Annotated in this window: 23 protein-coding genes; 13 read left to right on the top strand and 10 right to left on the bottom strand. The window is 71.8% G+C overall.

Annotated features, from left to right (window positions below):
* Positions 1–5 precede the first annotated feature (5 nt).
* Genes RL72_RS14530 through RL72_RS19915 form a run of 3 tightly spaced genes read left to right on the top strand, consistent with a single transcriptional unit; the run spans position 6 to position 2,078 of the window.
* The gene (locus tag RL72_RS14530) at positions 6–902 is read left to right on the top strand and encodes a helix-turn-helix transcriptional regulator (protein WP_045251567.1); all 897 of its coding nucleotides are present in this window, start codon (positions 6–8) and stop codon (positions 900–902) included.
* A gap of 2 nt (positions 903–904) precedes the next feature.
* Complete coding sequence (locus RL72_RS14525) at positions 905–1,891, top strand: aldo/keto reductase (protein WP_045251566.1); 987 nt, start codon at positions 905–907, stop codon at positions 1,889–1,891.
* Between the two features lie 10 nt (positions 1,892–1,901).
* Positions 1,902–2,078: a hypothetical protein gene (locus RL72_RS19915; RefSeq protein ID WP_156156809.1), complete on the top strand. Its 177-nt coding sequence runs from the start codon at positions 1,902–1,904 to the stop codon at positions 2,076–2,078.
* Between the two features lie 11 nt (positions 2,079–2,089).
* On the opposite strand, the gene RL72_RS14520 is transcribed toward RL72_RS19915, so the two are convergent.
* A complete protein-coding gene (locus RL72_RS14520; RefSeq protein WP_045251565.1) occupies positions 2,090–2,614 on the bottom strand; it encodes an NADPH-dependent FMN reductase in 525 nt (174 codons plus the stop codon).
* 137 nt (positions 2,615–2,751) lie between these two features.
* Entirely contained in the window at positions 2,752–3,477 is a 726-nt protein-coding gene (locus RL72_RS14515; protein ID WP_045251564.1) for a GNAT family N-acetyltransferase, read from the bottom strand.
* 275 nt (positions 3,478–3,752) lie between these two features.
* On the opposite strand from RL72_RS14515, the gene RL72_RS14510 reads away from it, so the two are divergent.
* The 8 genes from RL72_RS14510 (at position 3,753) to RL72_RS14475 (ending at position 13,731) form a co-directional block, all read left to right on the top strand.
* Positions 3,753–4,826 carry an ABC transporter permease gene (locus RL72_RS14510; protein ID WP_052674440.1) on the top strand — a complete coding sequence of 358 codons (1,074 nt, stop codon included), beginning with the start codon at positions 3,753–3,755 and terminating at the stop codon, positions 4,824–4,826.
* Positions 4,823–5,776, top strand: a complete 954-nt coding sequence (locus RL72_RS14505) for an ABC transporter permease (protein WP_045251563.1) — start codon at positions 4,823–4,825, stop codon at positions 5,774–5,776. The genes RL72_RS14510 and RL72_RS14505 overlap by 4 nt, the downstream gene beginning before the upstream one ends.
* Positions 5,773–7,461: a dipeptide ABC transporter ATP-binding protein gene (locus tag RL72_RS14500; RefSeq protein ID WP_045251562.1), complete on the top strand. Its 1,689-nt coding sequence runs from the start codon at positions 5,773–5,775 to the stop codon at positions 7,459–7,461. Before RL72_RS14505 ends, RL72_RS14500 begins: the two co-directional genes overlap by 4 nt.
* Positions 7,462–7,524: 63 nt before the next feature.
* The gene (locus RL72_RS14495; protein WP_045251561.1) at positions 7,525–9,180 is read left to right on the top strand and encodes an ABC transporter substrate-binding protein; all 1,656 of its coding nucleotides are present in this window, start codon (positions 7,525–7,527) and stop codon (positions 9,178–9,180) included.
* On the top strand, positions 9,180–10,199 hold the full coding sequence (locus RL72_RS14490; RefSeq protein ID WP_045251560.1) for an LLM class flavin-dependent oxidoreductase: 1,020 nt from the start codon (positions 9,180–9,182) through the stop codon (positions 10,197–10,199). Before RL72_RS14495 ends, RL72_RS14490 begins: the two co-directional genes overlap by 1 nt.
* Positions 10,200–10,266: 67 nt before the next feature.
* Positions 10,267–11,457 (top strand): LLM class flavin-dependent oxidoreductase, encoded by a 1,191-nt coding sequence (locus RL72_RS14485; RefSeq protein WP_045251559.1) that lies wholly within the window; start codon positions 10,267–10,269, stop codon positions 11,455–11,457.
* Positions 11,458–11,476: 19 nt separating this feature from the next.
* Positions 11,477–12,862, top strand: coding sequence for an NtaA/DmoA family FMN-dependent monooxygenase (locus RL72_RS14480; RefSeq protein WP_045251558.1), 1,386 nt, complete (start codon positions 11,477–11,479; stop codon positions 12,860–12,862).
* Positions 12,859–13,731, top strand: coding sequence for a DUF1684 domain-containing protein (locus RL72_RS14475; RefSeq protein ID WP_156156808.1), 873 nt, complete (start codon positions 12,859–12,861; stop codon positions 13,729–13,731). Before RL72_RS14480 ends, RL72_RS14475 begins: the two co-directional genes overlap by 4 nt.
* A 156-nt stretch (positions 13,732–13,887) precedes the next feature.
* On the opposite strand, the gene RL72_RS14470 is transcribed toward RL72_RS14475, so the two are convergent.
* The 6 genes from RL72_RS14470 to RL72_RS14445 form a co-directional block, all read right to left on the bottom strand.
* Positions 13,888–15,036, bottom strand: coding sequence for an LLM class flavin-dependent oxidoreductase (locus tag RL72_RS14470; protein ID WP_045251557.1), 1,149 nt, complete (start codon positions 15,034–15,036; stop codon positions 13,888–13,890).
* Positions 15,037–15,110: 74 nt separating this feature from the next.
* Positions 15,111–16,109: an ABC transporter substrate-binding protein gene (locus RL72_RS14465; RefSeq protein ID WP_052674439.1), complete on the bottom strand. Its 999-nt coding sequence runs from the start codon at positions 16,107–16,109 to the stop codon at positions 15,111–15,113.
* 87 nt (positions 16,110–16,196) lie between these two features.
* Complete coding sequence (locus tag RL72_RS14460; protein ID WP_045251556.1) at positions 16,197–16,988, bottom strand: amino acid ABC transporter ATP-binding protein; 792 nt, start codon at positions 16,986–16,988, stop codon at positions 16,197–16,199.
* Positions 16,985–18,025, bottom strand: a complete 1,041-nt coding sequence (locus RL72_RS14455) for an amino acid ABC transporter permease (RefSeq protein ID WP_045251555.1) — start codon at positions 18,023–18,025, stop codon at positions 16,985–16,987. The genes RL72_RS14460 and RL72_RS14455 overlap by 4 nt, the downstream gene beginning before the upstream one ends.
* Positions 18,026–18,263: 238 nt before the next feature.
* Entirely contained in the window at positions 18,264–19,580 is a 1,317-nt protein-coding gene (locus tag RL72_RS14450) for a M20/M25/M40 family metallo-hydrolase (protein ID WP_045251554.1), read from the bottom strand.
* Positions 19,577–19,942 (bottom strand): carboxymuconolactone decarboxylase family protein, encoded by a 366-nt coding sequence (locus RL72_RS14445; protein ID WP_045251553.1) that lies wholly within the window; start codon positions 19,940–19,942, stop codon positions 19,577–19,579. Before RL72_RS14445 ends, RL72_RS14450 begins: the two co-directional genes overlap by 4 nt.
* 187 nt (positions 19,943–20,129) lie before the next feature.
* Here RL72_RS14445 and RL72_RS14440 point away from each other — a divergent pair, with 187 nt between their 5' ends.
* On the top strand, positions 20,130–21,617 hold the full coding sequence (locus RL72_RS14440; protein ID WP_045251552.1) for a protein adenylyltransferase SelO: 1,488 nt from the start codon (positions 20,130–20,132) through the stop codon (positions 21,615–21,617).
* 10 nt (positions 21,618–21,627) lie between these two features.
* Here RL72_RS14440 and RL72_RS14435 read toward each other — a convergent pair whose 3' ends face one another.
* Positions 21,628–22,215, bottom strand: a complete 588-nt coding sequence (locus tag RL72_RS14435) for a flavin reductase family protein (RefSeq protein ID WP_082072420.1) — start codon at positions 22,213–22,215, stop codon at positions 21,628–21,630.
* A gap of 221 nt (positions 22,216–22,436) precedes the next feature.
* Here RL72_RS14435 and RL72_RS14430 point away from each other — a divergent pair, with 221 nt between their 5' ends.
* The gene (locus tag RL72_RS14430) at positions 22,437–23,366 is read left to right on the top strand and encodes a DUF1684 domain-containing protein (RefSeq protein WP_052674437.1); all 930 of its coding nucleotides are present in this window, start codon (positions 22,437–22,439) and stop codon (positions 23,364–23,366) included.
* A 38-nt stretch (positions 23,367–23,404) separates the two neighbouring features.
* On the opposite strand, the gene RL72_RS14425 is transcribed toward RL72_RS14430, so the two are convergent.
* Positions 23,405–24,805 carry an APC family permease gene (locus RL72_RS14425; RefSeq protein ID WP_045251663.1) on the bottom strand — a complete coding sequence of 467 codons (1,401 nt, stop codon included), beginning with the start codon at positions 24,803–24,805 and terminating at the stop codon, positions 23,405–23,407.
* Positions 24,806–24,968: the final 163 nt, after the last annotated feature.

Below are 24,968 nucleotides of genomic sequence, written 5' to 3'. Positions count from 1 at the left end.
GGGACATGGACACCAGAGCCGAGGCGCGAGAGTTCCTCATGTCCCGTCGCGCACGCCTCAGCCCGGAAGCGGCGGGGCTCACCGCCACCGGCCACCGTCGGGTGGAGGGCCTGCGGCGCAGCGAGGTGGCGATGCTCGCGGACGTGAGCCCGGAGTACTACGCGAAGATCGAGCGCGGCAACCTCGTCGGAGTCTCGGACACGGTCCTCGAGACGATCTCGCGCGCACTGCAGCTCGATGACGCCGAACGCGAGCACCTGTTCGACCTCGCCCGCACGGCGAACGGCGGGGTGCGGCCGGTGCGCCGCCGCAAGCCGAAGACGTGGGAGCCACGGGCGGGGCTGGTGCGCGCCCTGGAGGCGATCACGCACGGGCCGGCCTTCGTGCGCAACGGGCGCCTCGACGTCCTCGCGGTCAACGCCCTCGGCCGGGCGTTCTACGACGAGGTCCTCGACGGGCCGGGGCAGGGCAACCTCGCCCGGTACTGCTTCCTCGACCCGCGCGCGAAGGAGTTCTACCCGGACTGGGAGACGGCCGCGGACATCACCGTGGCGATCCTGCGCACCGAGGCCGGACACGACCCGCACGACAAGCAGCTGCACGACCTCGTGGGCGAGCTCTCGACGCGTTCCGACGCGTTCCGCACCCGCTGGGGCGCGCACGACGTGCGCCGTCACGGATCCGGGACGAAGCAGTTCCACCACCACGACGTCGGCGCGCTGACCCTCACCTACGAGGGGCTCGAGCTGACAGACGAACCAGGCCTCTCGTTCCTCATCTACACGGCCGAGGCCGGCTCGGCGAGCCAGGAGCGACTGGATCTGCTCGCCAGTCTCGCCGCCACCACCGCGACGCCACCGCACACCGCCGTGCGCCGCGAGACCACCACGACGAAGGAGTGAGCATGCACACCAGGACTCTCGGACAGGGCCTCGAAGTCTCGGCGATCGGGCTGGGCGCCATGGGCATGTCGCAGAGCTACGGACCCAACCCCGGCGACCGCGGCGAGATGATCGCGGTGCTGCGGTCGGCGCTCGACGAGGGCGTCACGTTCTTCGACACCGCGGAGGTCTACGGTCCGTACGTCAACGAGGAGCTCGTCGGGGAGGCGCTCGCGCCGATCCGCGACCAGGTGGTCATCGCCACCAAGTTCGGCTGGGACATCCGCGACGGGCAGAGCGTCGGCCTGGACAGCCGCCCGGAGCAGATCCGCCGTGTCGCCGAGGCCTCGCTCACGCGCCTGCGCACCGAGACCATCGACCTGTTCTACCAGCACCGGGTGGACCCGGCGGTGCCGATCGAGGACGTCGCCGGCACCGTGGCCCAGCTGATCGCCGAGGGCAAGGTGAGGCACTTCGGGCTCTCCGAGGCCTCCGCCGCGACGATCCGCGCCGCCCACGCCGTTTGCCCGGTGACCGCCGTGCAGAGCGAGTACTCGCTGTGGACCCGCGACCCCGAGGCCGAGGTGCTGCCGACCCTCGTGGCGCTCGGCATCGGATTCGTGCCGTTCAGCCCGCTCGGGAAGGGCTTCCTCACCGGCAGCGTCGACACGAGCACGGCGTTCGCTGAGGGCGACATCCGCGCCCGCGTGCCGCGCTTCGAGGCCGAGAACCTCGTCGCCAATCAGGCGCTGGTGGACCATGTGAGAGCTCTGGCCGAGGCGAAGGAGGCGACGCCGGGCCAGGTCGCGCTCGCCTGGCTGCTCGCGCAGCATCCCTGGATCGTCCCCATCCCGGGCACCCGGCGCACGTCCCGGATCCGGGAGAACGCCGCCGCCACCCAGCTCGCCCTCTCCGCCGACGAGCGCGCCGACCTCGACGCGCTCGTCCGTCGCCTCGGCGTGCACGGAGACCGCTACAACGCCCAGCACATGGGCTACGTCGACCGCTGAGGAGGCACCCATGAAGATCCCTCACCGCCTGCGCGGGCTGCTGATCGACGTCGGGCTGCGCCTGGCACCGCTCCCGCTGGCCGTGCCCGAGCTGCAGCGGAGGAACCTGATCGCCCGGTCCGATGCTCTGCTCGCCGAGGCGCTGTGCGATTGCGACACGGGAGACATCCGCACGGTCGGCCGCTGAGAAACCGCCCCTCAGCGGCCCGGCTGCGTCCCGCCGGCGAACGCGTGCCGGATCCGCGGCCACTCGGCCTCGAGCCAGTCCGCGACGACCTGCGAACGCTCCTCCACGGCCGCGGCGGGGAACGCCAGCCCGCGGGTCGGCACGCTCGCACCGAGCTCGACGAGCAGCGGGCGAAGGGTCGTCTCCACGGCGAGCGCGTGGGTCGGCGCCCCGATCGTGAGCAGCGGCACCGCGACGAGCCCACGCAGCCCGTCGGATCCGTAGCGATCGAGGAACGCCTTGAGCAGCCCCGTGTAGGCGGCCTTGTACGTGGGGCTCGCGATGACCGCCACGTCCGCACTCGCGATCCGCTCCCGCAGCTCGTCGAGCCGCGGCTCGGGGAAGCGGAACAGCGTCTCCGCCACGTCCGCGAGATCGATCGTGGCGTCGATGTCGGCGCCGCTGCGGGCGCCCAGCTGCGCGGCCACCTCCTCCGCGACGAGACGGGTGCGCGAAGCCGGCTGGGGGTTCCCCACCAGCACTGCGATCCGAGTCATGGGATCTCCCTCCGAGAGTCGTTCCGCCACCCGGAGGGGCGGGTCGGTTGCGTCATGGTAGGTCGGGCCTGCGGCCGCGTGCACGGTCGCCGTCACACGTGGTCATCGGCGGAAGGATCCGCTTCCGCGGCGCATCGTCAGCCGACGAGGACACGGTCGCCCGCGGTGGCCGGGGTGCGCACGGCAAGGAACGTGGTGTGCCGGCGCAGCGTGAAGCCCAGTCGCTCGTAGACGCGGATGGCGCCGACGTTCGTCGCCGCCGCGTGCAGCAGCGCCCTGTCGCCGCGCCGCTGGATGTGGAACGCGACGTCGAGGACGAGACGCGAGGCGAGACCCTGACCCCGGTGCTCGACATCCGTCGAGACCGCGCTGATCTCGGTCCAGCCCTGCGGATGCAGCCGCTCCCCCGCCATCGCGATGAGGCGGCCGTCGCGCCGGATCCCGATGTAGCGGCCCAGCTCGACGGTGCGCGGCCGGAAGGGCCCCGGCTGGTTCCGTTCGACGAGGGCGAGCATCTCGGGCACGTCGGCGGCTCCCAGCTCGATCGCCTCGTCGAACGGCACGGGCTGCAGCGCATCGGTCTGCACCAGCTGCACCCCCTCGCCGCGGCCGAGCTCCTCCCATCCCTCCGGGAGGTCGGGGTCGGCGCCGGAGAGGCCGATCTCCTGCCCGGGTCCGACGAGGTCGACGAGGGCCTGCCACACGCCGGGGTCGTCCCAGGTGCGCACCGCCACGAAGGGGGCGACGTCGGCCGGATACCGGCGCACCAGGTCGCCCCCGAGCGCGAACGACGCGTGCGGGCCGGTCAGTGCATGCCACGCCGGGTTGTCGAGGACATCGTCGGTCGGGGATGTGGACGCCATGATGCGAACCCCTCTCGTCTCTCTGGGATGCGGACCGGGACACCTCACGCTACGGACTGCGCCGGCGCTCCGGGCGAGGGGCGGCGCGGACTGTGTCCTCCGGTGACACGGTGCGACGCCACGTGACGGAGCACGACGCTTCTTGACCGTCTGCATCAGCGCATGACCCCTGCCCGCGATCCCGGTCGCCGCCGATGGGAGCATCGCTCGAACGGAGCCCCTCGGGCACCGCGGAATCCCCCGATCCGTGCCGCGAAGAGCGAAAGGAGCACCCCATGTCGATGACGGACGCGTCTCGATCCCGCATCGCGCGCTACCTCGCGTCGAGGCTCGGCCAGGCGGTGATCGTGCTGTGGGCCGCGTACACGGTGTCGTTCCTCGTGCTCTACGCGCTGCCCAGCGATCCGGTGGCCCTCAAGACCGGCGGCGATGCCAGCGACGTCACCCCGGAGCAGCTCGCCGTCCTGAAGGCGAAGTACGGCCTGGACCAGCCCCTCCTCGTGCAGTACGTCCTGCGCCTGGGCGGCGTGCTCACCGGCGATCTCGGCACGTCGATCGACACCGGACGCCCGGTGTCGCAGGTGATCGGCGAGGCGATCCCCCCGACGCTCCTGCTCGCGGGCTTCGGCCTCCTGATCGCGGTGCTCACCGGCACCGCGCTCGCGGTCGTCGCGACGTACGTGCGCAGCCGCGCGCTCTCGACCTTCCTGCTCGGGCTCCCGCCGCTCGGCGTGGCGATCCCCTCCTTCTGGTTCGGGCTGATCCTCATCCAGCTGCTCTCGTTCCAGCTGCCGCTGTTCCCCGCGATGGGCGACCGCGGGTTCCCATCGCTCGTCCTCCCCGCCGTCGCCCTGGCGCTGCCGACCGGGGCGATGATCGCCCAGCTGCTGTCGAAGAGCCTCGCCGCCGCGCTGCGCGAGCCCTACATCGACACCGCTCTCGCCAAGGGTGCGGGCCGCGTGCGGATCCACCTGCGCCACGCGCTGCGCAACGCCGCGCTGCCCGCCCTGACGGTGACCGGGCTCATCGTCGGCCAGCTGCTCAGCGGCACGGTCGTCACCGAGACGGTCTTCTCCCGTCCGGGGATCGGCCGCGTCACGGCCACGGCCGTGCAGCAGCAGGACATCCCCGTGGTCCAGGGGGTCGTGCTCTTCGCCGCCCTCGTCTTCGTCGTCGTCAACCTCGCCGTAGATCTCGTCTATCCGCTCCTGGACCCGCGGATCGATCTGACCGCGACACCGCGGCCCCCGCGGCCCTCACGTCGCCCGCGCTCTGTGGACCGTACGGCGGTCCCGGCGCACGCGGACACCCCGCCCGTGATCGATGCCGTCCTGGAGGATGCCCGATGAGCGACACGATCGCCCTGCTGCCCGACGGCACGCAGCATCCCGCGGACGGCTTCGGCGGGACCGCCGCGAACCGCTTCGACGACGCGGTCGCCGAGCGGGCGTCGCGTCGCGAGCGCGACGCCCCCGCTCCCCGCGCGGTGACCTGGCTCGCACGACGGCCGGCGGCCGCCGTCTCCCTGATCTGGCTCGTCGTCGTGATCGTCGCCGCGCTCGCCCCGACCCTGCTCGCTCCCGGCGACCCGCTCGCGGGCGTGCCCGCCGAGCACCTGCAGGGGCCCTCCGCCGCGCACTGGTTCGGCACCGACCAGATCGGGCGCGACCTCTACACGAGGATCGTGCACGGCACCTCGCTGACGATCAGCGCCGCCTCGCTGGCCGTGGCCGTGGGCGTGATCGCGGGTTCCGCGATCGGCCTGCTGAGCGGATTCGCCGGTGGGCGGACCGACGCCGTCCTGATGCGGATCGCCGACGTGCTCCTGGCGATCCCGAGCCTGCTGCTCTCGCTCGCCGTCATCACCGCCCTGGGCTTCGGCACCGTGAACGTCGCGATCGCCGTCGGCACCGCCAGCGTCGCCTCCGTGTCGCGCATCATGCGCGCCGAGGTCATCAAGGTGCGCAGCTCCGCCTACGTCGAGGCCGCGCGCGCCTCGGGGAACAGCTGGATCCGGGTGCTCCTGCGGCACGTGCTGCCGAACTCGACCGGACCGGGCATCGCCCTCGGCGTGCTCGAGCTCGGGGGCGCGATCCTCGCCGTCTCCGCGCTGAGCTTCCTCGGTTACGGCGCGCCCGCGCCCGCCCCCGAATGGGGCGCCCTGGTGTCGGGCGGCCGCGACTTCCTCCGCAACGCCTGGTGGCTCACCACCTTCCCGGGGCTCGTGATCGCCCTGACCGTGCTGGCCGCGAACCGGCTCGCCCGGGCGCTCGACACCGAACGGACGGATGCCTCATGACCGCGCAGGCGCCTCTGCTCGAGATCGAGTCCCTCTCCGTGGCGTACCGCACGGCACGGGGCCGCGTGGACGCGGTGCGCGACGCGAGCCTGTCCGTCGCGCCCGGCGAGACCGTCGCGATCGTCGGCGAATCGGGATCCGGCAAGTCGACGACCGTGCACGCGGTGATCCGGCTGCTGCCGGGTGCGGCGCAGATCGCCTCGGGCGCCATCCGCTTCGACGGGATCGACCTGGCCACCGCGTCGACCTCCGCTCTGCGGTCGGTGCGCGGGCGCCGGATCGGGTTCGTGCCGCAGGACCCCACCGTGAGCCTCAACCCTGTGCAGCGGATCGGCACGCAGGTGGCAGAGGTGCTGCGCGTGCACGGGCTCGCCGACCGGCGCGACGCGGCACAGCGCGCCGTGCAGGCGCTGGAGCGCGCCGGCCTGCCGGACGCCGCCCTGCGCGCCCGGCAATATCCGCATGAGCTGTCCGGCGGGATGCGTCAGCGCGTCCTCATCGCGATCGCGATCGCCGCCGATCCGCAGCTGATCATCGCCGACGAGCCGACGAGCGCGCTCGACGTGACCGTGCAGCGGCAGATCCTGGACCATCTCGACGAGCTCAAGCGCGAACGCGGCGCGAGCCTCCTGCTCATCACGCACGACCTGGGCGTCGCCGCGGACCGGGCCGACCGCATCGTCGTGATGTCCCAGGGCCGGATCGTCGAGCAGGGCACGCCGGATCAGGTGCTACTCACCCCCGAGCACCCCTACACCCGCCAGCTCATCGCGGCCGCGCCCGGTCTGAACGCGCGCCACGAGCCGCTGGTCGCCGACACGTCGTCGCCGATCGTGCTGCGCGGGCGTCCCGGCGATCCGTTCGCTCCCCGCGACGTGGCCGCGCCTCCCGCCCCCGGCGACCCCGTCCTGGAGGTCGACGCGCTGGTGAAGGAGTTCGCGCTGCCCGGTTCGGGCGGCGCCGTCCAGCGCGCCGTCGACGGCGTCGGCTTCCGGATCGAGCGCGGCCGGACGCTCGCCCTCGTCGGCGAGTCGGGCTCGGGCAAGACGACCACCGCCCGGCTGGCGCTGCGCCTCACCGACCCGACCTCCGGCACCGTGCGATTCGACGGCGCCGACGTCACCGCCCTCCACGGCGCGGAGCTGCGACAGCTGCGCCGCCGGGTGCAGCTCGTGCAGCAGAACCCCTATGCCGCGCTGAACCCGCGGCTGACGATCGAGCAGATCATCAGCGACCCGCTCGTCGCCTACCGGCTCGGCGACCGGACGCGGCGCCGCGCCCGCGCCGCCGAGCTGACCGACGTCGTCGCGCTCCCGTCCTCGGTGCTGCAGCGCAGGCCGTCGGAGCTCTCCGGCGGGCAGCGGCAGCGCGTCGCGATCGCCCGCGCCCTCGCGATCTCGCCCGAGCTCATCGTGCTCGACGAGCCGGTCTCCGCCCTCGACGTGTCGATCCAGCACCAGATCCTCACCCTGCTCGGCACCATCCAGTGCGAGTTCGGCGTCAGCTACCTCTTCATCTCCCACGACCTCGCCGTGGTCCGCCAGATCGCGCACACCGTGGGCGTGATGCAGCGCGGTCGCCTCGTCGAGTCCGGCAGCGCCCAGGAGATCTTCGACCATCCGCGCACCGAGTACACCCGCACCCTGCTCGACGCGATCCCCGGCGGCCTGCGGATCCCCCGCTGACCGTCTCCTCTTCCCGAACCCCTTCCGTCCTGCACCGGACCGCACCCCCACCAAGGAGCCACCATGAACCCGACCCGAACGGCGTCGCGCCCCCGCGCCGCCCTGCGCCTGCGAACCACGGCGCTCGCCTCGATCGCCGTCGTCGCCGGCCTCGCCCTGAGCGCCTGCTCGGCCCCCGCGCCCGCGGGAGCCCCGACCGGCGACTCCGCGAAGCCCGTCGACGGCGGCGCGCTCACGTTCGCGATCGCCAACGACCCGATCTCGCTGAACCCGTCCGGGATCGGCTCCGGCAACGACACCTGGTACGTCACGCGGCAGCTGGTCGACTCCCTGCTCTACCAGGACCCCGACACCGGGAAGCTGGAGCCCTGGCTCGCCACCTCGTACAAGAGCAACGCCGACGCCACGTCGTTCACCTTCGAGCTGCGCCACGGCGTCACCTTCTCCGACGGCACGCCGTTCACCGCCGCCAACGTCAAGGCCACCTTCGACGACATCCAGACCGCGGGGGCGCTGACGCAGACCACCAGCAACTTCGTCGGGTACAAGGAGACCAAGGTCATCGACGACGACACCGTCGAGGTCGACTTCAGCACCCCGAACGCCGCGTTCCCCAACTCGACCGCGAGCGTCGGCCTCGGCATCGTCGGCAACGCCACCCTCGCCGTGCCGTTCGCGAACCGCGCCGACGGCAAGGCCATCGTCGGCACCGGCCCGTTCACGCTCGACAGCTACACCAAGAACGTCTCGACCGTGCTCGCCGCCCGCAAGAACTACGCCTGGGCGCCCCAGCCGCTCGGGAACACCGGGCGCGCCCACCTGGACACCGTGACCTTCCAGGTGGCGCCCGAGGCGGGCGTGCGCACCGGAAGCCTGACCAGCGGTCAGGTCGACGTCATCGGCGGCGTCCAGCCCACCGACGTGCAGACGCTTCAGGACGCGGGCTACCCCCTGATCTCCCGCGGCAATCCGGGCATCAGCTTCGGCCTCTCGTTCAACCTCGCCCGCCCCATCGTCTCGGACATCGCCGTGCGGGAGGCGATCGCCGCCGCGATCGACCCGACCGTCGTGCGGGACACGTCCCTGAACAAGCTCTTCGCGGTCGCCACGAGCACGCTGGCGAAGAACACGCCCTCCTGGGCCGACGAGAGCAAGCACTTCTCCTACGACCCGAAGCACGCCGCGGCGATCCTCGACAAGGCGGGCTGGACCAAGGGCTCCGACGGGATCCGCACGAAGGGCGGCACTCCGCTGACCCTGCAGCTGGCGTGGATCACGAACTTCGGGCCGAACCAGACCTCGCTCGAGCTGATCCAGCAGCAGCTCAAGCAGGTCGGGATCGGCGTGGTGCTCTCCGGCAGCACCGTACCCGAGTTCCTCGCGAAGCAGGCCTCGGGCGACTTCGACATCGTGTGGGGCAACCTCTCGCGCGCCGACGGAGACGTGCTGCGCACCCAGTACTCGAAGGCCACCACGAAGCTGCACATCGACGACCCCGAGCTCGAGACCCTGCTGCAGGGCCAGCTGGCCGCGGGGAACCCGGCCGCGCGCGACAAGATCCTCGCCGAGGCGCAGGCGCGCATCGCGGCGCAGTACTACCAGATCCCGGTGCACGAGCTGACGTCGATCCTCTCGACCCAGTCCACCGTGCACGGCATCAGGCTCGGCGCCGACTCGCGCCTGGACTCGCTGGTCTCCGCCTGGAAGGACGCCCGCTGATGAGCACCGCGACCATCGCCTCCGCCGGCTTCACCCTGGCCGGCAACTACCCGGAGACCGACCCCGCGGCGGGTCTGGAGGACACGCTGCGGCTGTTCGAGTTCGCCGAGGAGATCGGGCTCCAGGTGGCCGGGATCCGCCAGCGCCATCTCGAGCGCGGCGTCTCGTCGGCGCTAACCTTCCTCGCCGCGGCCACGCAGCGCACCCGGAGCATCCGCCTGGAGACGGCGGTGGTGCCGCTCGGCTACGAGACGCCGTTCCGCCTGGCCGAGGACTTCGGCACGGTCGACGCCCTCTCCGGCGGCCGGCTCAACGTCGGGATCAGCTCGTCGGCGCCGCACGGAGCGCTGCTGCGGGACCTCGGCCGGGTCGAGGACGGCGACATCGACCCCTACGTCCTGATCGGGCGCTTCCTGGAAGCCCTGGAGGGCCGCAGCCTCGGTGCGGACATCCCCACGCCCTACGGCCCGCAGACGCCACGGGTGCAGCCGCACATCGCCGGCCTCCGGGACAGGGTGTGGCTCGGCGGCGGCTCCGCCCGCTCGGTGCGCTGGGCCGCCGGCCAGGGGCTCAAGCTCCTGCTCGGGAACATCACCGCCGCGGCGGGAGCCGCCTCCTTCGAGGACGCGCAGCGCGCCCACATCGACGACTACCACGCGCACTTCGCCGGTCCCGGCACGGGATCGGTCGGCGTCGAGCGGGTGATCCTGCCGGTCGACAGCGCCACGGCCGACCAGCGCGCGCGGTACACGGCGTTCGCGGAGAGCAGGCAGGCGCGCACCGAGCAGCCCACGAACGGGCACGTGTTCCAGCGGGATCTGTTCGGCACCGCCGAGGAGATCGTCGAACGGCTCGCCTCCGACCCCGCGATCGACGGCCTCACCGAGCTGCGCATCGCCCTGCCGTACGCGCTGTCGCTCGACGACTACCGCCAGATCCTCTCCGACATCCGCCACGCGGTCCTGCCCCGCCTCGGCTGGGTGCCGGCAGCGGGAGCACTCGCCCCTGCCGCCGCCTAGCGGATCCCCTCGACCGTCCGCCTCGACCGCCCCAGACACATCGACCGTCCCAGACAAGGAGCACATCATGAGTTCACGACTTCGCGTCGGCGTCGCCCTCGAGGGCGCCGGCTGGCATCCTGCCGCATGGCGGGAGCCGTCCTCACGGCCCGCCGAGCTGTTCACCGCCCTGTACTGGACCGACCTCGTCCGCACGGCGGAGGAGGGGCTCCTCGACTTCGTCACCATCGAGGACTCGCTCGCGCTGCAGTCCTCGGATCCCGTCCGCGGGGACGATCGCACCGACGAGGTGCGCGGGCGCCTGGATGCGCTGCTGATCGCCTCCCGTGTGGCGCCGGTCACCTCCCGCATCGGGCTGATCCCGACGGTGACGACGACGCACACGGAGCCCTTCCACGTGTCCACCGGCATCGCGACGCTCGACTACACGAGCGAAGGACGAGCCGGGTGGCAGGTGAAGGTCTCGGGACGGGCCGATGAGGCCGCCCACTTCGGACGCCGGGCCCACCCCGGCGACCAGGTCGGCTGGGGCGATCCGGCCTTCGCCGCCCTGGTCGACGATCTCTTCGACGAGGCCGCCGACGCCGTCGAGGTCGTTCGCCGGCTCTGGGACAGCTGGGAGGACGACGCCGAGATCCGCGACGTCGCCACCGACAGGTTCCTCGACGCGGACAAGGTGCACGAGATCGACTTCGAGGGTCGCTGGTTCAGCGTCCGGGGCCCGTCGATCACGCCGCGCCCGCCCCAGGGCCAGCCGGTCGTCGCCGCCCTCGCGCACGCCGAGGTGCCCTACCGGCTCGCGGCCCGCTCGGCGGATCTCGTCTTCGTCACCCCGGCCGACGCCGTGCAGGCGGAGCGGATCCTGACCGACGTCGCCGACGCGGCGGAGGAGCGCGAGGGCGCCCCTCTGCAGGTCTTCGCCGACCTCGTCGTCTTCCTCGACGACCCGGACGGCGAGCGCGCGGCCGATCGGCTCCGACGTCTCGACGACCTCGGCCGGCCGCTCGTGAGCGATGCCCGCGTGTTCACCGGCTCCGCCTCCGAGCTCGCAGACCTCGTCGCCGAGCTCGGAGCCCTCGGATACGCCGGGGTGCGCCTGCGCCCCGGGGTGCTGACCGACGACCTGCCCCGCATCGCGGGCGCGTTCGCCGCCGAGCTGCGCGCCCGAGGCCTCTTCCACGACGCCTACGAGGCGGACACACTGCGCGGGCTGCTCGGCCTGCCGGAGCACGTTCCCAGTCGCTACGCCGGCGTCTGACCGATCTGAGGAGAACACCATGACCACGAGAGCACGCAAGCAGATCATCCTCGCCGCGTACGTCGGCGGAGTCAACGAGCACACGCTCTGGGAGCACCCGGATGCGGGCAGCCAGATCGACTTCTCCACCTTCCGTCACGTCGCGCAGACCGCCGAGCGCGGGCGCTTCGACTACTTCTTCCTCGCCGAGGGCCTCGCCCTGCGCGCCCGGGCCGGCCGGATCTTCGACCACGACATCGCCGGCCGCCCCGACACGCTAGCCGTGCTGGCCTCACTGGCCGCGGTGACCGACCACCTCGGCCTGGTGGGCACGCTGAACGCCACGTTCAACGAGCCGTACGAGCTCGCCCGTCAGATCGCCAGCCTGGACCACCTCTCCGGAGGCCGGGCGGGGTGGAACGTCGTCACCTCGTTCGACGCGTTCACCGGGGCGAACTTCCGCCGCGGCGGCTTCCTTCCGCACAGCGAGCGCTACGTGCGCGCCGAGGAGACCGTCGCGGCCGTCCGCCGGCTGTGGGACTCGTGGGCCGAGGAGGCGATCGTCGCGGACAAGGCGGCGGGGGTCTTCCGCGCCGACGCCGACGCCGGCGCGTTCGCCCAGTCCACCACGCAGTTCGACATCGCGGGCCGCTTCACCGTGCCGCGCAGCCCGCAGGGCCGCCCGGTCATCGTGCAGGCGGGGGTCTCCCCGCAGGGCCGCGACTTCGCGGCCGCGACCGCGGATGCGATCTTCTCGCCCTACTCGTCGCTGCCCGAGGGCAAGGCCTTCTCCGCGGACATCCGGGAGCGCGCCGCGCGCTTCGGTCGCGGACCGGACGAGATCAAGATCCTGCCGGCGGCGGGATTCGTGATCGGGGACTCGGCGAAGGACGCGGAGGAGAAGGCGCGCCACATCCTCGAGCAGCAGCTGACCGACAAGACCATCCAGGTGACGTTCGAGCAGGTGTGGAACCGCGACCTGTCGGCCTACGACCTCGACGGACCGGTTCCGGACGTGGATCCGGACCCCGAAGCGCCCTCGATCATCCAGGGTCGCGCGTTCGTGTTCCAGGACCGGTTCGAGACGGTGCGCACCTGGCGCGAACTCGCCGACGAGCGCGGTCTCACGTTCCGCGGGCTCGCGCGTGAGATCAGCCGTGGCCCCGGATACGTCGGCACCGCCGCGGAGATCGCGGATCAGCTCGACACGTTCGTGCAGGAGGACGGCGGCGACGGCGTGGTCCTCGGATCCCACCTCGTCCCCTCCGGCCTCGACGAGTTCGTCGACCAGGTCGTGCCGCTGCTGCAGGAGCGCGGTTCGCTGCGCAGCGAGTACGAGGGCACGACCCTGCGTGAGAACCTGGGCCTGCCCCTGCCGGCGCGTTCCGCGGAGCTCCTCTCCGCGGCGACGGAGACGGGCCGATGACGCTCCCGGCGCCGGTCGTGACGACGGACTCGCCGGCGCAGGATCCGTTCGCGCGCGAGTGGGACCGCTGGCACGACGCGCACGAGGAGCGCCGGGCGGATCCGCACGGCTTCCTCGCCGTCACCGGCCTGTTCTGGCTGACCGCCGAACCGCGCCGCTTCCCGGGACTCCCCGGGGAGTGGTTCACGGGGGTCACCGGGCCGGTCGTGGTGCTCGCGGAGGACGAGGCCCTGACGGTGGACGGCGCCGAGGCGACCGGGACCCATGCCTTCGGGCCCCTCGCCGAACGCGGCGGCGTGACGGTCGGGTTCGAGGGAGGCGTGGTCGAGGTCGCCAAGCGCGGCGGACGGGACCTCCTGCGACCGCGCCGCCCCGACTTCCCGTTCCTGTCGGCCTACACGGGGACGGCCGCGTTCCCACCGGATCCCCGCTGGCGGATCACGGGCCGGTTCGTCCGGTTCGTGGCGCCGCGGGCGATCGAGGTGGGCGCGGCCGTGGACGGCCTCAGCCACGTGTACGACTCCCCCGGCTACGTCGAGTTCGTCCTCGACGACGAGCCGTTCCGGCTGCTCGCGTTCCGCGGGCACGAGCCCGGGGCGCTGTTCGCCCTCTTCACGGATGCGACCAGCGGCGTCACCACGTACGCCGCGAACCGGACCGTGTCGTTCGAAGTGGACGAGGGATCCGATGCGGTGGTGATCGACTTCAACCGCGCGACGAACCTGCCGTGCGCGTACACCGACTTCGCCACCTGCCCGCTGCCGCCCGCGGAGAACCGGCTGGGCATCCCGGTGACGGCCGGGGAGCGCACGCCCGAGCGGCGCGTGCACGCGGAGGTCTCCGCCGAGGGGCTCGTCCCCCGCGCCTGAGGTCGTTGAGCGAGCACGATCGAACGAAACGCGGCATCTCTCAAGAGCGCCGCGTTTCGTCTCGGTCGCGCTGCGCGCGCCTCGCTCAACGACCGAAAGGGCCTCGGCGCCGTCCGCGATCGCGGATACGGCGCCGAGGCCCTTTCGTCGTCGCGCCTACGCCACGAGTGCACCCTCGAGAGACCGCGGCGCGTCGCTCGAGACGCCCCAGGCGTCGGCGAGCAGGGCGAACGAACGCGTGCGGTCCGCGGGGTCGTAGGCGATCGTGGTGAGCAGCAGTTCGTCCGCGCCCGTGACGCGCTGGAGGGTGTCGAGCCGCTCCACGACGGTCTCCGCATCGCCCGCGAAACGCGTGTCGAGGCGGTCGCCGACCACCTCAAGGAGGTCCGCCGGGTACGGTGCGGCGAGGGCGTCGTCGGGGTGCGGATAGGCGATCGCGCCCTGACCCGCGCGGATGCTGTGCACCCATTCGGCGTACCCGCGGCCGATGCGCTCCGCGTCCGCCGCCGTGTCCGCGACCAGCACGTCGGCCGAGACGATCACGTGCGGCTCGGCGAGCGCACCGGGACGGAACGCGCGCCGGTAGGCCTCCACGGCGTCGAGCACGAAGGTCCCCGCGACGTGGAAGTTGGCGCCGAACGGCAGCCCCAGCCGTCCCGCGAGCTCGGCGCTGATCCCCGCCGTGCTGCCGTGCAGCCACACCTGGATGTCCTGGCCTTCGGCCGGCGTCGCGTGGATCGGCACGCCCTCCGGCGCGACGTAGGTGCCCGCGACGAGGGCGAGGATGTCGTGCACGTCCTGCTCGAACCGGTCGGCGTCGCCGGCGGTGCGGCGCAGCAGTCTCGCCTGCGCGGCGAACCGGGCGGAGTCGAAGGCGAACGGCTTCGCGGCGGGCAGCAGGAGACCGTCGACGACCCGGGCCCCCGCCGGGGCCGGCCCGGCGGACGACGACGGACGCGACGTGGATCCGGACCGCCCGATCCCGAGGTCGAAGCGCCCGGGGTGGAGCGCGGCGACGACGCCGGCGGCCTCGACGACCTGGAGGGCGGCGTAGTTGCCGATGATGGTCGCGGCGGTGCCGATCCGGATGCGCTCGGTCGCAGCGGCGATGGCGGCGAGGAGCACGTGCGGGGCGGCGCCGGCGACACCGGGGTTCAGGTGGTGCTCGGCGAGCCAGAAGCGGCGGTAGCCGAGCCGTTCTGCGGTCTGCGCGAGCGCGATCGTGTCCCGGAGCCCCTGGGCCGCTGTCGACCCTTCGGAGAACGGGGAGAGTTCGAGGATGCTGAGCGGTGCACGGTTGGTCATGTGTTCGTCCTTCTCGTGTGCGGATGCGCGGAAGGGCGCGGACCGGCGCTCAGGCCGGCCCGCGCCCCGTGGGTTCAGGACTTGGGCAGTCCCGGCGGATTGATCTCCGAGGTCGTGACCCCCTCCGAGTCGAGCCCCCAGCCCTTGAGCACCTGGGCGTACTTGCCGTTCGCGATCAGTTCGTTCAGGACGATGTTGACCGGCTCGATGAGACCGTTGCCCTTCGCCGTCCCCGCCGCGATCGCCGCCGCCTGCGGCCACCCGCCGGGCACGATGCCGACGAGCTTGGTCGCGCCGGTCTCCCTGGCCGCCCACGCGTAGGCGGCGTTGGGGCCGAAGACCGCGTCGACGCGCCCCGACTGCAGCGCGAGCGTCGCGGCCGCGTTGTCGTCGTAGTACTGCAGGTCGGCCGGCGCCTTCCCCGCGGTCTTGAGCTCGTCGTTCCACTTCAGCAGCACCTGCTCCTGGTTGGTGCCGGATCCGACGACGATCTTCAGACCGGAGATGTCCGCGGCCTTCTCGATCTTGGTGATCCTGCTGTCGGACTTCACGTAGAAGCCGAGCAGATCCTGCCGGTAGCTGGCGAAGTCTAAGAGCTCCTTGCGCGCTTCGGTGACCGTCACGTTCGAGGTGATGAGGTCGTACTTGCCGGACTGGATCCCGAGGGGCCAATCGGCCCAGGCGACGACCACCGGGTTGTACTTCAGGCCCAGCCCCTGTGCGATCAGGCTGCCGATGTTCGGCTCGGTGCCCGCGGGCAGGGTCTTCCCGTCGGGGACGTAGCTGAGCGGCGGCACGAAGGCACCGACCGCGACGGTGAGCTTGCCGGGCTCGACGGGGGTGAAGCCGCTCTTCTTCAGGGCCTCGACCGCCTTCGGCACGACGTCGCCCTCGACCCAGGGGACGCTGTCGGCCGAGATCTTGGCCGCGCTCTTCGTGGGCTTCGGGGTGCTGTCGGCGGCCGTGGCGGCCGCCGGCTGGTTGAGGGCGACGACGGCGCCGACGGCGACGATCGCGGCGATCGCGGCGGCGGTGACGCCGACGACCACGCCCTGCTTCTTGCTGAGTGCCATGCTGTGTCTCTCCTTGTGCGGGTGCGGGCTTGTGCGGGTGCGGGCTTGTGCGGGTGCGGGTGGTGCGGGTGCGGGTGGAACGTGGGGTCAGTTCAGGACCTTGGCCAGGAACTCCCGGGTGCGAGGGTGCTTCGGGTGGTCCAGGACGTCGGCGGGACGTCCTTCCTCGATCACGGTCCCGTGGTCGAGGAAGACGACGCGGTCGGCGACCTGGCGGGCGAAGCCGATCTCGTGGGTGACGATGATGAGCGTGGTGCCGAACCGGGCGAGGTCGCTGATCACCTCGAGCACCTCGCCGACGAGCTCGGGATCCAGCGCGCTGGTCGGCTCGTCGAACAGCAGCACCTTGGGCTTCAGGGCGAGGGCGCGGGCGATCGCCACGCGCTGCTGCTGGCCGCCGGAGAGCTGCCGGGGGTAGGCGTCGGCCTTGTCGGCGAGGCCGACGCGGTCGAGCAGGCCGAGGGCGAGCTCCCTGGCGTCGGAGGCGCCCAGACGCTTGAGCGCGAGCGGCGCCTCGACGATGTTCTCGAGCGCGGTGAGATGCGGGAACAGGTTGAAGTGCTGGAAGACGATCCCCACCTGCGTGCGGCGCCGCAGGATCTCCCGCTCGTGCAGCTCGTGCAGCCTGCCGCCGCGCAGCTCGTAGCCGATCAGCTCGCCGTCGACGGTGACCGATCCGCGATCCACGCTCTCCAGATGGTTGATCGTGCGCAGCAGGGTCGACTTGCCCGAGCCGCTCGGGCCGAGCAGCGCGACGACCTCTCCCGGCTGCACCGTGAGGTCGATGCCGGACAGCACCTCGACCCCGCCGAAGCTCTTGTGGACGTTGTGGATCTCGACGAGTCCGCTGGTCGCGGTCTCTGCGATGACGGTGCTCATGCGCTCGCCTCCCCGGTGGTGCGGACCGCGCCGACGCCCGGTGCGGGATCATCGCCGAGCCGGTTCCATTGCTCCCGCGCCCAGCGCCTGGCGCGCTGCAGCGGGGTGGGCGGCAGCGCCCGTGCGGAGCCGCGGGCGAAGTGCCGCTCGATGTAGAACTGGGCGATGCTGAGGATCGTGGTGATGATCGTGTACCAGACGACCGCGACCAGGAGCAGGGGGATGACGCGGCTGTTGCGGTTGTAGATGACCTGCACCGCGTAGAACAGCTCAGGGATCGCGATCACGAAGACGACGGACGCGCCCTTGACGAGGCCGATGACCTCGTTCGTCGCGTTCGGGACGATCGAGCGCGCCGCCTGCGGGAGGATGATCCGGAACAGTCGCCGGCCCGCCGGGATGCCGAGGGCTGCCGCCGCCTCCGCCTGGCCCTGATCGACCGAGAGCAGGCCGCCGCGGATGATCTCCGCCGAGTACGCGGCCTGGTGCAGTCCGAGGCCCAGGATCGCCGCGGCGAACGCGCTGACCAGCTGGACGGTGGGGAACTCGACGATCCAGAAGTCGGTCGTGAACGGGGTGCCCAGACCCAGCGTCGGGTACAGGTAGCCGAGGTTGTACCAGACGATGATCTGCACGACCAGCGGCACCGAGCGGAAGAACCAGATGTACGCCCACGCGGCCGAGCTCAGCAGCGTCGACTTCGAGAGCCGTCCCAGCGCGATGATCGTGCCGAGCACGAAGCCGACGATCGCCGAGACGGCCGTGATCGCGAGCGTGTAGCCGATGCCGATGAGCACAGGTCCGGAAAAGAAGTACTCCGCGAACGTCCCCCACTCGTAGCGGCTGTTCGTGACGAGGCTCCAGCCGAACTGCGCCACGACGAAGAGGATGAGTGCCGCGAAGGTCCAGCGCCACCAGTGGCGGGTGTGCACCACGGGGACGGCACTGATGTCGACCCTGTTCCGGGCCGGATCCTTCGGACGGTCCGGAACGGTGTCGACCGAGCGGCCGAGAGGCGGTGCGGCGGTGTCGGTCATGATGCTCCCTCGTGATTCCCTCAGCACGGGGCGTGCTGCGTGAAGTCACGGTATGAGCACCCGTCGCGCCCTCCACAGCCGGGCATTCACACGCGGCAACCGGCTGATATGCGACGCAATCGGCTGATACGCGGCGTAACGGAGGGATTCCCCGCGTCACCGATGCACGGACGACGCCGGCGCCGGTCCTGGTCGGATCGGCGCCGGCGTCGTGTGGTCGCTCAGGCGTTCCCGGCGCTCAGGCGTTGCGGAGAATGTGATCCGTGACCCGCGTCGAGAAGTGCAGCGCGTCCACCGGGATGCGCTCGTCGGCGGCGTGGAACTCCCCGAACACGTCGAAGTCCGCGGGAACCCGCAGCGGCACGAAGCCGTACCCGTGGATGCCGAGCTGCGCCAGATGCTTGTTGTCGGTGCTCGCCGGCAGCAGGTAGGGGACGACGAGGCCGTCGGGATCCTCGGTCGTGATCGCGTCCTGGAGCACCTCCAGCAGCGGGGAGTCGATCGGCGACTCGATCGCGGGCACCGGCCGCCCCCATGAGAGGTCGACGTCGTCTCCGACGAGCGCGGCCAGCTCCTCCTGCAGGGAGACGTCCGCTCCCGGCAGCACGCGGATGTCCAGCCGTGCCGTGGCCTCGGCGGGGATCACGTTGGTCTTGCCGCCGGCGCTGAGCACCGTCGGCGAGACGGTGTTGCGCGCGGAGGACGAGACGATCGAGGAGACGAACCCGAGCCCGGCGAGCTGTCCGTCCAGGCCCTCGTCGGTGAACCGGATCCCGCGGTGCTCGCCGAACACCTGCAGGAACCGCGTCAGGGCGGGTGTCGCCACCATGGGGAAGCGGTGGGCGCCCACCGCCGCGACGGCGCGCGACAGGCGCACCACCGCGTTGTCCGGTGTCGGGCGCGAGCCGTGGGCGGCGTGCCCGCGGGCGGTGAGCGTCGCCCACGTGACGCCCTTCTCGGCGGTGGCCACCAGGTAGGCCCGCCGGTCGTCGGTGAGCGGGATGGAGAACCCGCCGACCTCGCTGATCGCCTCCGTGGCACCGGAGAAGAGGTCGGGCCGGTGGCGCACGATCCAGCGCGCTCCCCAGACGCCGCCCGCCTCCTCGTCCGCGAAGAACGCGAAGATGAGGTCCCGGCGGGGCACGACGCCCTCTCGGCGGTACGACCGCGCGAGGGCGAGGATGGTCCCCGCGTAGTTCTTCATGTCGACCGCGCCGCGTCCGTACAGGATCCCGTCGTGGATCTCCGCGCCGAACGGCGGATGGGTCCAGTCCGCCTCCACCACCGGAACGACGTCGAGGTGCGCGTGCACCACGAGCGCCCCGGCCTGCGGATCCGCGCCGGCCAGCCGCGCGACGACGCTCGCACGGCCGGGACGCGGCTCGACGAGGTCGACGCGGTAGCCGACCTCCTCGAGCTTGCGCTTCACGAAGAGCGCCGCGCGGGTCTCGCCGTCGCCGATCGTGGCGTCGTCGCCGGTGTTGACGCTCTCGATGCGGATGAGGTCGCGGATGAGCTCGAGGGCTTCGGCCTCGACGGGTGACGGGGTCGTCACCGCGCGCCCGCGTGCTCGTGCTCGATCCGCGCGTCACCCGCGAGCTTGAACGCGAGCCGGCCGTGCGCATAGCCCCCGCCGGCGCGGATGGCCGTCGCCACCCAGGCGGCCTCCGCGAGCTCCGCCTCGGTGGCGCCGGCGCGCACCGCGTTCTGCGCGTGCGCGTCGATGCAGTACGCGCACTGCGTGGTGATCCCCACCGCCAGGGCGATCAGCTCGCGGAACTTCAGCGGGATGGCACGCCCCTCCGCGGCGAAGACCGCCTGATCGAACGCGGCGAACGCGGCGAGGATGTCGGGCGTCTCGCTCTTGTAGACGCGGGTGAAGGTCTTGTCTGCGGTGCGATCGAAGTAGTCCGACACGTGCTCTCCTCGGAGTCCCGGCCGCGCAGGGGCACGGCGCGCCCTCACGCTAATCGGGGTGCGCGGCCGTTCCGAAGTACGCCGTCATCGGGCGTCTCACGGCGACTTCCACGACGGAATGTTCCGCCGGATGTCGCCGGGTTTCGCTCGCGGTCCCCTCCCTCCCGCGACCGAAGAGACTCGTCGCATGACGCCTCAGACCGCCCCCGGCGCCGCGCGTCGTCCGCCGGTGCTCGAGCAGAACTGGGGGCGGCTGCTGCCCGAGCTGTCCCGCCCCGTCTCCCCCGCGCGCACGCCCGATCCCCGGCTGATCGTGCTGAACGACGAGATCGCCGAAGAGCTCGGCCTCGACGCCGGCTGGCTGCGGTCGGACGACGGCGTGCGCTTCCTCACCGGTGAGCACCGGGCGGCGGGGACGAGCGCCGTGGCGCAGGTCTACGCGGGCCACCAGTGGGGCGAGTTCCGCCCGATCCTCGGCGACGGCCGTGCCGCTCTCCTCGGCGAGGGACGCGACCGCCGGGGCCGCCTGCGCGATGTGCACCTCAAGGGCATCGGGCCGACCTCGATGTCGCGCGTCGACGGCTTCGCCACGCTCGGGCCGATGCTGCGCGAGCATCTGATGGGCGAGGCGATGCAGGCGCTCGACGTGCCCACGACGAGAGCGCTCGCGGTCGTCTCGACCGGTGCCCCTCGCGACCGCGACGGGCAGGTGCTGCCGGGCGCGGTGCTCGCCCGCACCGCCGCGAGCCATGTGCGCTTCGGCTCGTTCGAGTACGCGCGCACGCACGAGGACCCCGGCCTGCTCCGGCGCCTCGCCGACCATGTCATCGCCCGGCACCACCCGCAGGCCGCGCGCGCGGAACATCCCTACCGCGCCCTGCTCGCGGAGATCGTGGAGGCGGTGGCGGCGCTCACCGCGCACTGGATGCAGATCGGCTTCGTCCACGGAGTGCTCAGCACCGACAACGTCCTGGTCTCCGCCGAGACGATCGACTACGGCCCCTGCGCGTTCCTGGACGCCTATGAGCCCGGCGCGCGCTTCAGCTCGCTCGACGCGCTCGGCCGCTACGCCTACGACCGGCAGCCGGCCATCATGCGCTGGAACCTCGAGCGCCTGGCGGAGGCGATCGCACCGCTGCTCGACGCCGACCCGGCGACCGCCGAGCGGACCGGGGCGGAGATCGCCGCCTCCTTCGACGACCGGTACCGCGCACACCGATCCCTGGCGTTCCGCCGCAAGCTCGGCCTCGGCCGCGGCGCCGATCGGGCGGAGGCCGATGAGCTGACCGATGCGGCCCTCGCGCTCCTCGCCGAGCACGCCGTCGACTTCACGGGATTCTGGCGGGATCTCGCGGCTGCCGCGTCCGGCGACGAGCGCCCGGTCCGCAGCCGCTTCCTCGGTACGGTCCCCGGCCTCGACGCCTGGCTGCGCCGCTGGCGCGCCCTCCGACCGGACGAGGACCGGATCCGCGCCACCAGCCCGGTCTACATCGCGCGCAACCACCTCGTGGAGGAGGCGCTCGCCGCCGCGGTCGACGGGGACATCGCGCCGTACACACAGCTGCTCGGCCTGCTCCGGACTCCCTTCGCCGAGCGCGCCGGGCGGGAGAACCGCCGCTTCGCCCTCCCTGCGCCCGGCGGCTCGCCGCGGCATGTCACCTCCTGCGGCACCTGACCGGCCGCCGTCACTCGATCCGGGACGGCTCGCCCAGGGCGTGCCAGGTGCGGCTCACGTAGACCAGCGGCGTTGCCGGCGCCTCGCTCCCGGACGGCTCGGGGAGCGCGGCGTCGAGCGCGTGCACGACCACCAGCGTGGACGTGCCCGCCCGCAGGCGGTGCAGGACGCGCCCGCGGATCCACGTGCGCGCTGCGGGGAAGTAGGGCTCTCCCGTGTCCAGGCGGCTCCAGCTGGCGCGGTCCGCGAACCGGTCGATGCCGCTCGTCGCGCCCAGCTTCGCAAGGCCCAGCTGCGCCGAGGACAGCAGATGGACCACCACCGTGTCGGCGCTGTTGATCGTGGACGACACCGAGGACTGATCGGAGATCGAGAACACCAGGAGCGGCGGATCGGCGCTGACCGACGAGACGCTGGTCGCGGTCAGCGCGACGGGTCCGCGTCCGGCGTCGGCCGTGACCAGAGCGACGCCCGCGGGATGCTCCCGGAACGCGCGGCGGAAGTCGTCGGCGGAGAGGGCCTCTGCCCGATCGAGGTCGCTGCTCTCCCGCCAGGGGCTCTCCACGCCTTTCGGCCGTTCGATCTGCTGAGTCGCCATGACGGATCCCTGCTCCTGCTCGAGTCGATGCGGGGACGCGCGGCGGATGCCGGCGTCGTGGCGCCCAGCCTGCCTCGGTGACGGCGCGCACACGCCTCTGTGTCGCCAGGTGCAGAACTGTTGCGCGCGATGACGTCGGGTGACGACATCCGAGGTGCGGCGCGGGACGGCGTCCTAGCGTCGCGGTGAGAAGAGCGCAGCAGTCGATCGCGGGAGGGGTCATGGTGACCGGTGAATGGTATTCGGAGCTGGCGGACGCCACCTTCGCAGGGCTCTCCTCCGCCTCGATGTCGCCCGATCCGCTGCTCTACGACCTCGGATCCGAGAGCTTCGGCTCGTACGTCTTCGCGCAGGACTGGCAGCGCTGGCACGAGGACCTCGACCAGCGGCGACGGGATCCGCTCGGGCCGCTCGCGTACACCGGGCTGCACTGGCTCGGTGCTCGCGCGCAGCGGGTGCCGAGGGTGCCCGGATCCTTCCGCGTGGTCCGCGGAGCCGTGATCCTCTCCCTCGATCCCGACGAGCGCGCACGTTACACCGGCGTCGAGCTCGCCGGCGAGACCCGCATCGACCCCGCCGAGAACGGCACCCTCGAGTTCGAGGGCGGAGCCGCGGAGTTCGCCCGGCTCGGCGGCCATGCGGTGCTGCGGAGCCGGCTGCGGCCGAGCCCGTTCCTGGAGGCGTTCGTGGGCACGCCCGCCTTCCCGCCGGACGAGGCGTGGGTGGTCCCCGCCGTGTTCCACGCCGATGCGCGCGAGTACGAGGTGGACGCCGCCGTCGGCGACTTCCTGCACCTGCTGCAGTCCCCCGGCACGCTGCGCTTCACCGTCGACGGGCGCGTGCACGAGCTCGCCGTCTTCGAGAGCGTGTCCGGCAACGGCTGGCGCCTGCCGTTCAGCGACGCCACCTCGGGGCGCGAGACCACCGTCTGGGGCCGCGACGTCGTGATCGATCCGGTGTCGGACGGCGAGTCCGTGAGGATCGACTTCACCCGCGCCAGCAATCTGCCCTGCGCCTACAGCGACATGACGACGTGCGCGCTGGCACCGCGCGAGAACCGGATCCGCACGCGGATCCTCGCCGGCGAGAAGACGCCCGGCCTGCGCCTCATCGCGGGGGTGGACGGGCCGGTCGTCGTCGCGCAGGCGTAGGACGGCGGCGTCTGATCCCCCGGGAACGCCGGACGCGACTAACGCCGGACGACGGGATCCGGATCGGGGTCCGCCCCTTCCTCGGACAACACGTCGAGCGCATCGGTGGGCAGCTTGTTGTAGCCGGTGACCGCGTCGTTCTCGTCGAAGGAGGCGACCTTGCGCCGGAAGCCGCGCGTGAGGACGACGAGATACACGATGCCGATGCCCAGCCAGACCGATCCTCCGATGAGGGCGTCGGCGCTGAGGTTGACCCAGAGCAGCCCCGTGAGCGCCATTCCGATCACCGGCATCACGATGTACCGGAACACGTCGCGCGGCGTGTGCCGCAGGTTCTTGCGCCAGGCGAACCAGGCGATCACCGAGATGTTCACGAAGGTGAACGCGATGAGCGCACCGAAGTTGATGAACGAGGCGATCAGATCCAGGCTGAACGACATCGCCAGCAAGCAGATCGCGCCGACCAGCACGACGTTGAAGGTCGGGGTGTGCGTGCGCGGGTTGATGTAGCCGAACACCTTCTTGGGCAGCACGTCGTTGCGCCCCATGACGAGCAGCATGCGCGAGACCGAGGCGTGCGAGGCGAGGCCCGAGGCGACGGTGGCCGCGAATCCGGCCGCGGTCAGGACGATCTGGAACACACGACCGCCGACGACGTCGCCGATCTGGGTCAGAGAACTGTCCGTCAGCGAGGCGTCGTCGAACTGGTGCCAGTCGGGGAACCGCAGCTGGGTGAAGTAGCTGGAGACGAGGAAGATCGCACCGCCCAGGATCACCGTGTAGAGGATCGCCTTGGGCATGATGCTCGGATGCTTCGCCTCCTCGGCGTACATCGTCACGGCGTCGAAGCCGATGAACGAGAAGCAGACGACGGTCGCACCGGCCAGCACGGCGCCGAAGTCGGCGCCGCCGTGGAAGAACGGCGTGACGGACACGACCGTCCCCGCGCCCGCGCCGCCGGCCAGCTGCACCCACACGAGCGCCACGAACGCGATGATCACGATGCCGGCGAACACGATCAGGATCATGTTCAGGTTCGACGTGCCGCGCATGGTCAGGTAGATGATCGACGTCACGACGACGCAGTACAGGATCACCCAGACGCCCGGCCAGATCCCCGGGATCAGCTGCTCCAGGTAGTTGCGGATGATGAGGCAGTTCACCATCGGCAGCAGGATGTAGTCGATGAGCGAGGTCCAGCCGACCAGGAAGCCCAGGTTGGGATGGATCGACTCCCGCACGTAGGTGTAGGCGGATCCGGCGCTCGGGATCGCGCCCGCGATCTTGCCGTAGCTGACCGCCGTGAACATCATCACGACGAGCGCCAGCACGTAGGCCAGCGGCACGAGGTTGTCGGTCTGCTGCGAGACGATGCCGAAGGTGTCGAAGACGATCGTCGGGGTCATGTAGCCGAGGCCGAGGCCGACGATGGCCCACAGCCCCAGAGTGCGTTTCAGCGTGGCGCCGCCCTGCGCGAGCGGTTGTACCTTGGGTGCCACAGTTCTCTCCTTCGGGAACGTTCTCGGGGTTCTCTCAGGATCGGGGGGAAGACAACTAATACCAGGTGCGGCTATGCGGTGCCACCCGCCCGAGCGATCGCTC

Origin of the sequence: Microbacterium azadirachtae (assembly GCF_000956545.1) — a bacterium.
GTDB classification, from domain to species: domain Bacteria; phylum Actinomycetota; class Actinomycetes; order Actinomycetales; family Microbacteriaceae; genus Microbacterium; species Microbacterium azadirachtae.
The sequence above is the reverse complement of the archived record's forward strand: the minus strand, read 5'-3'. Positions and strand labels throughout refer to the sequence as shown.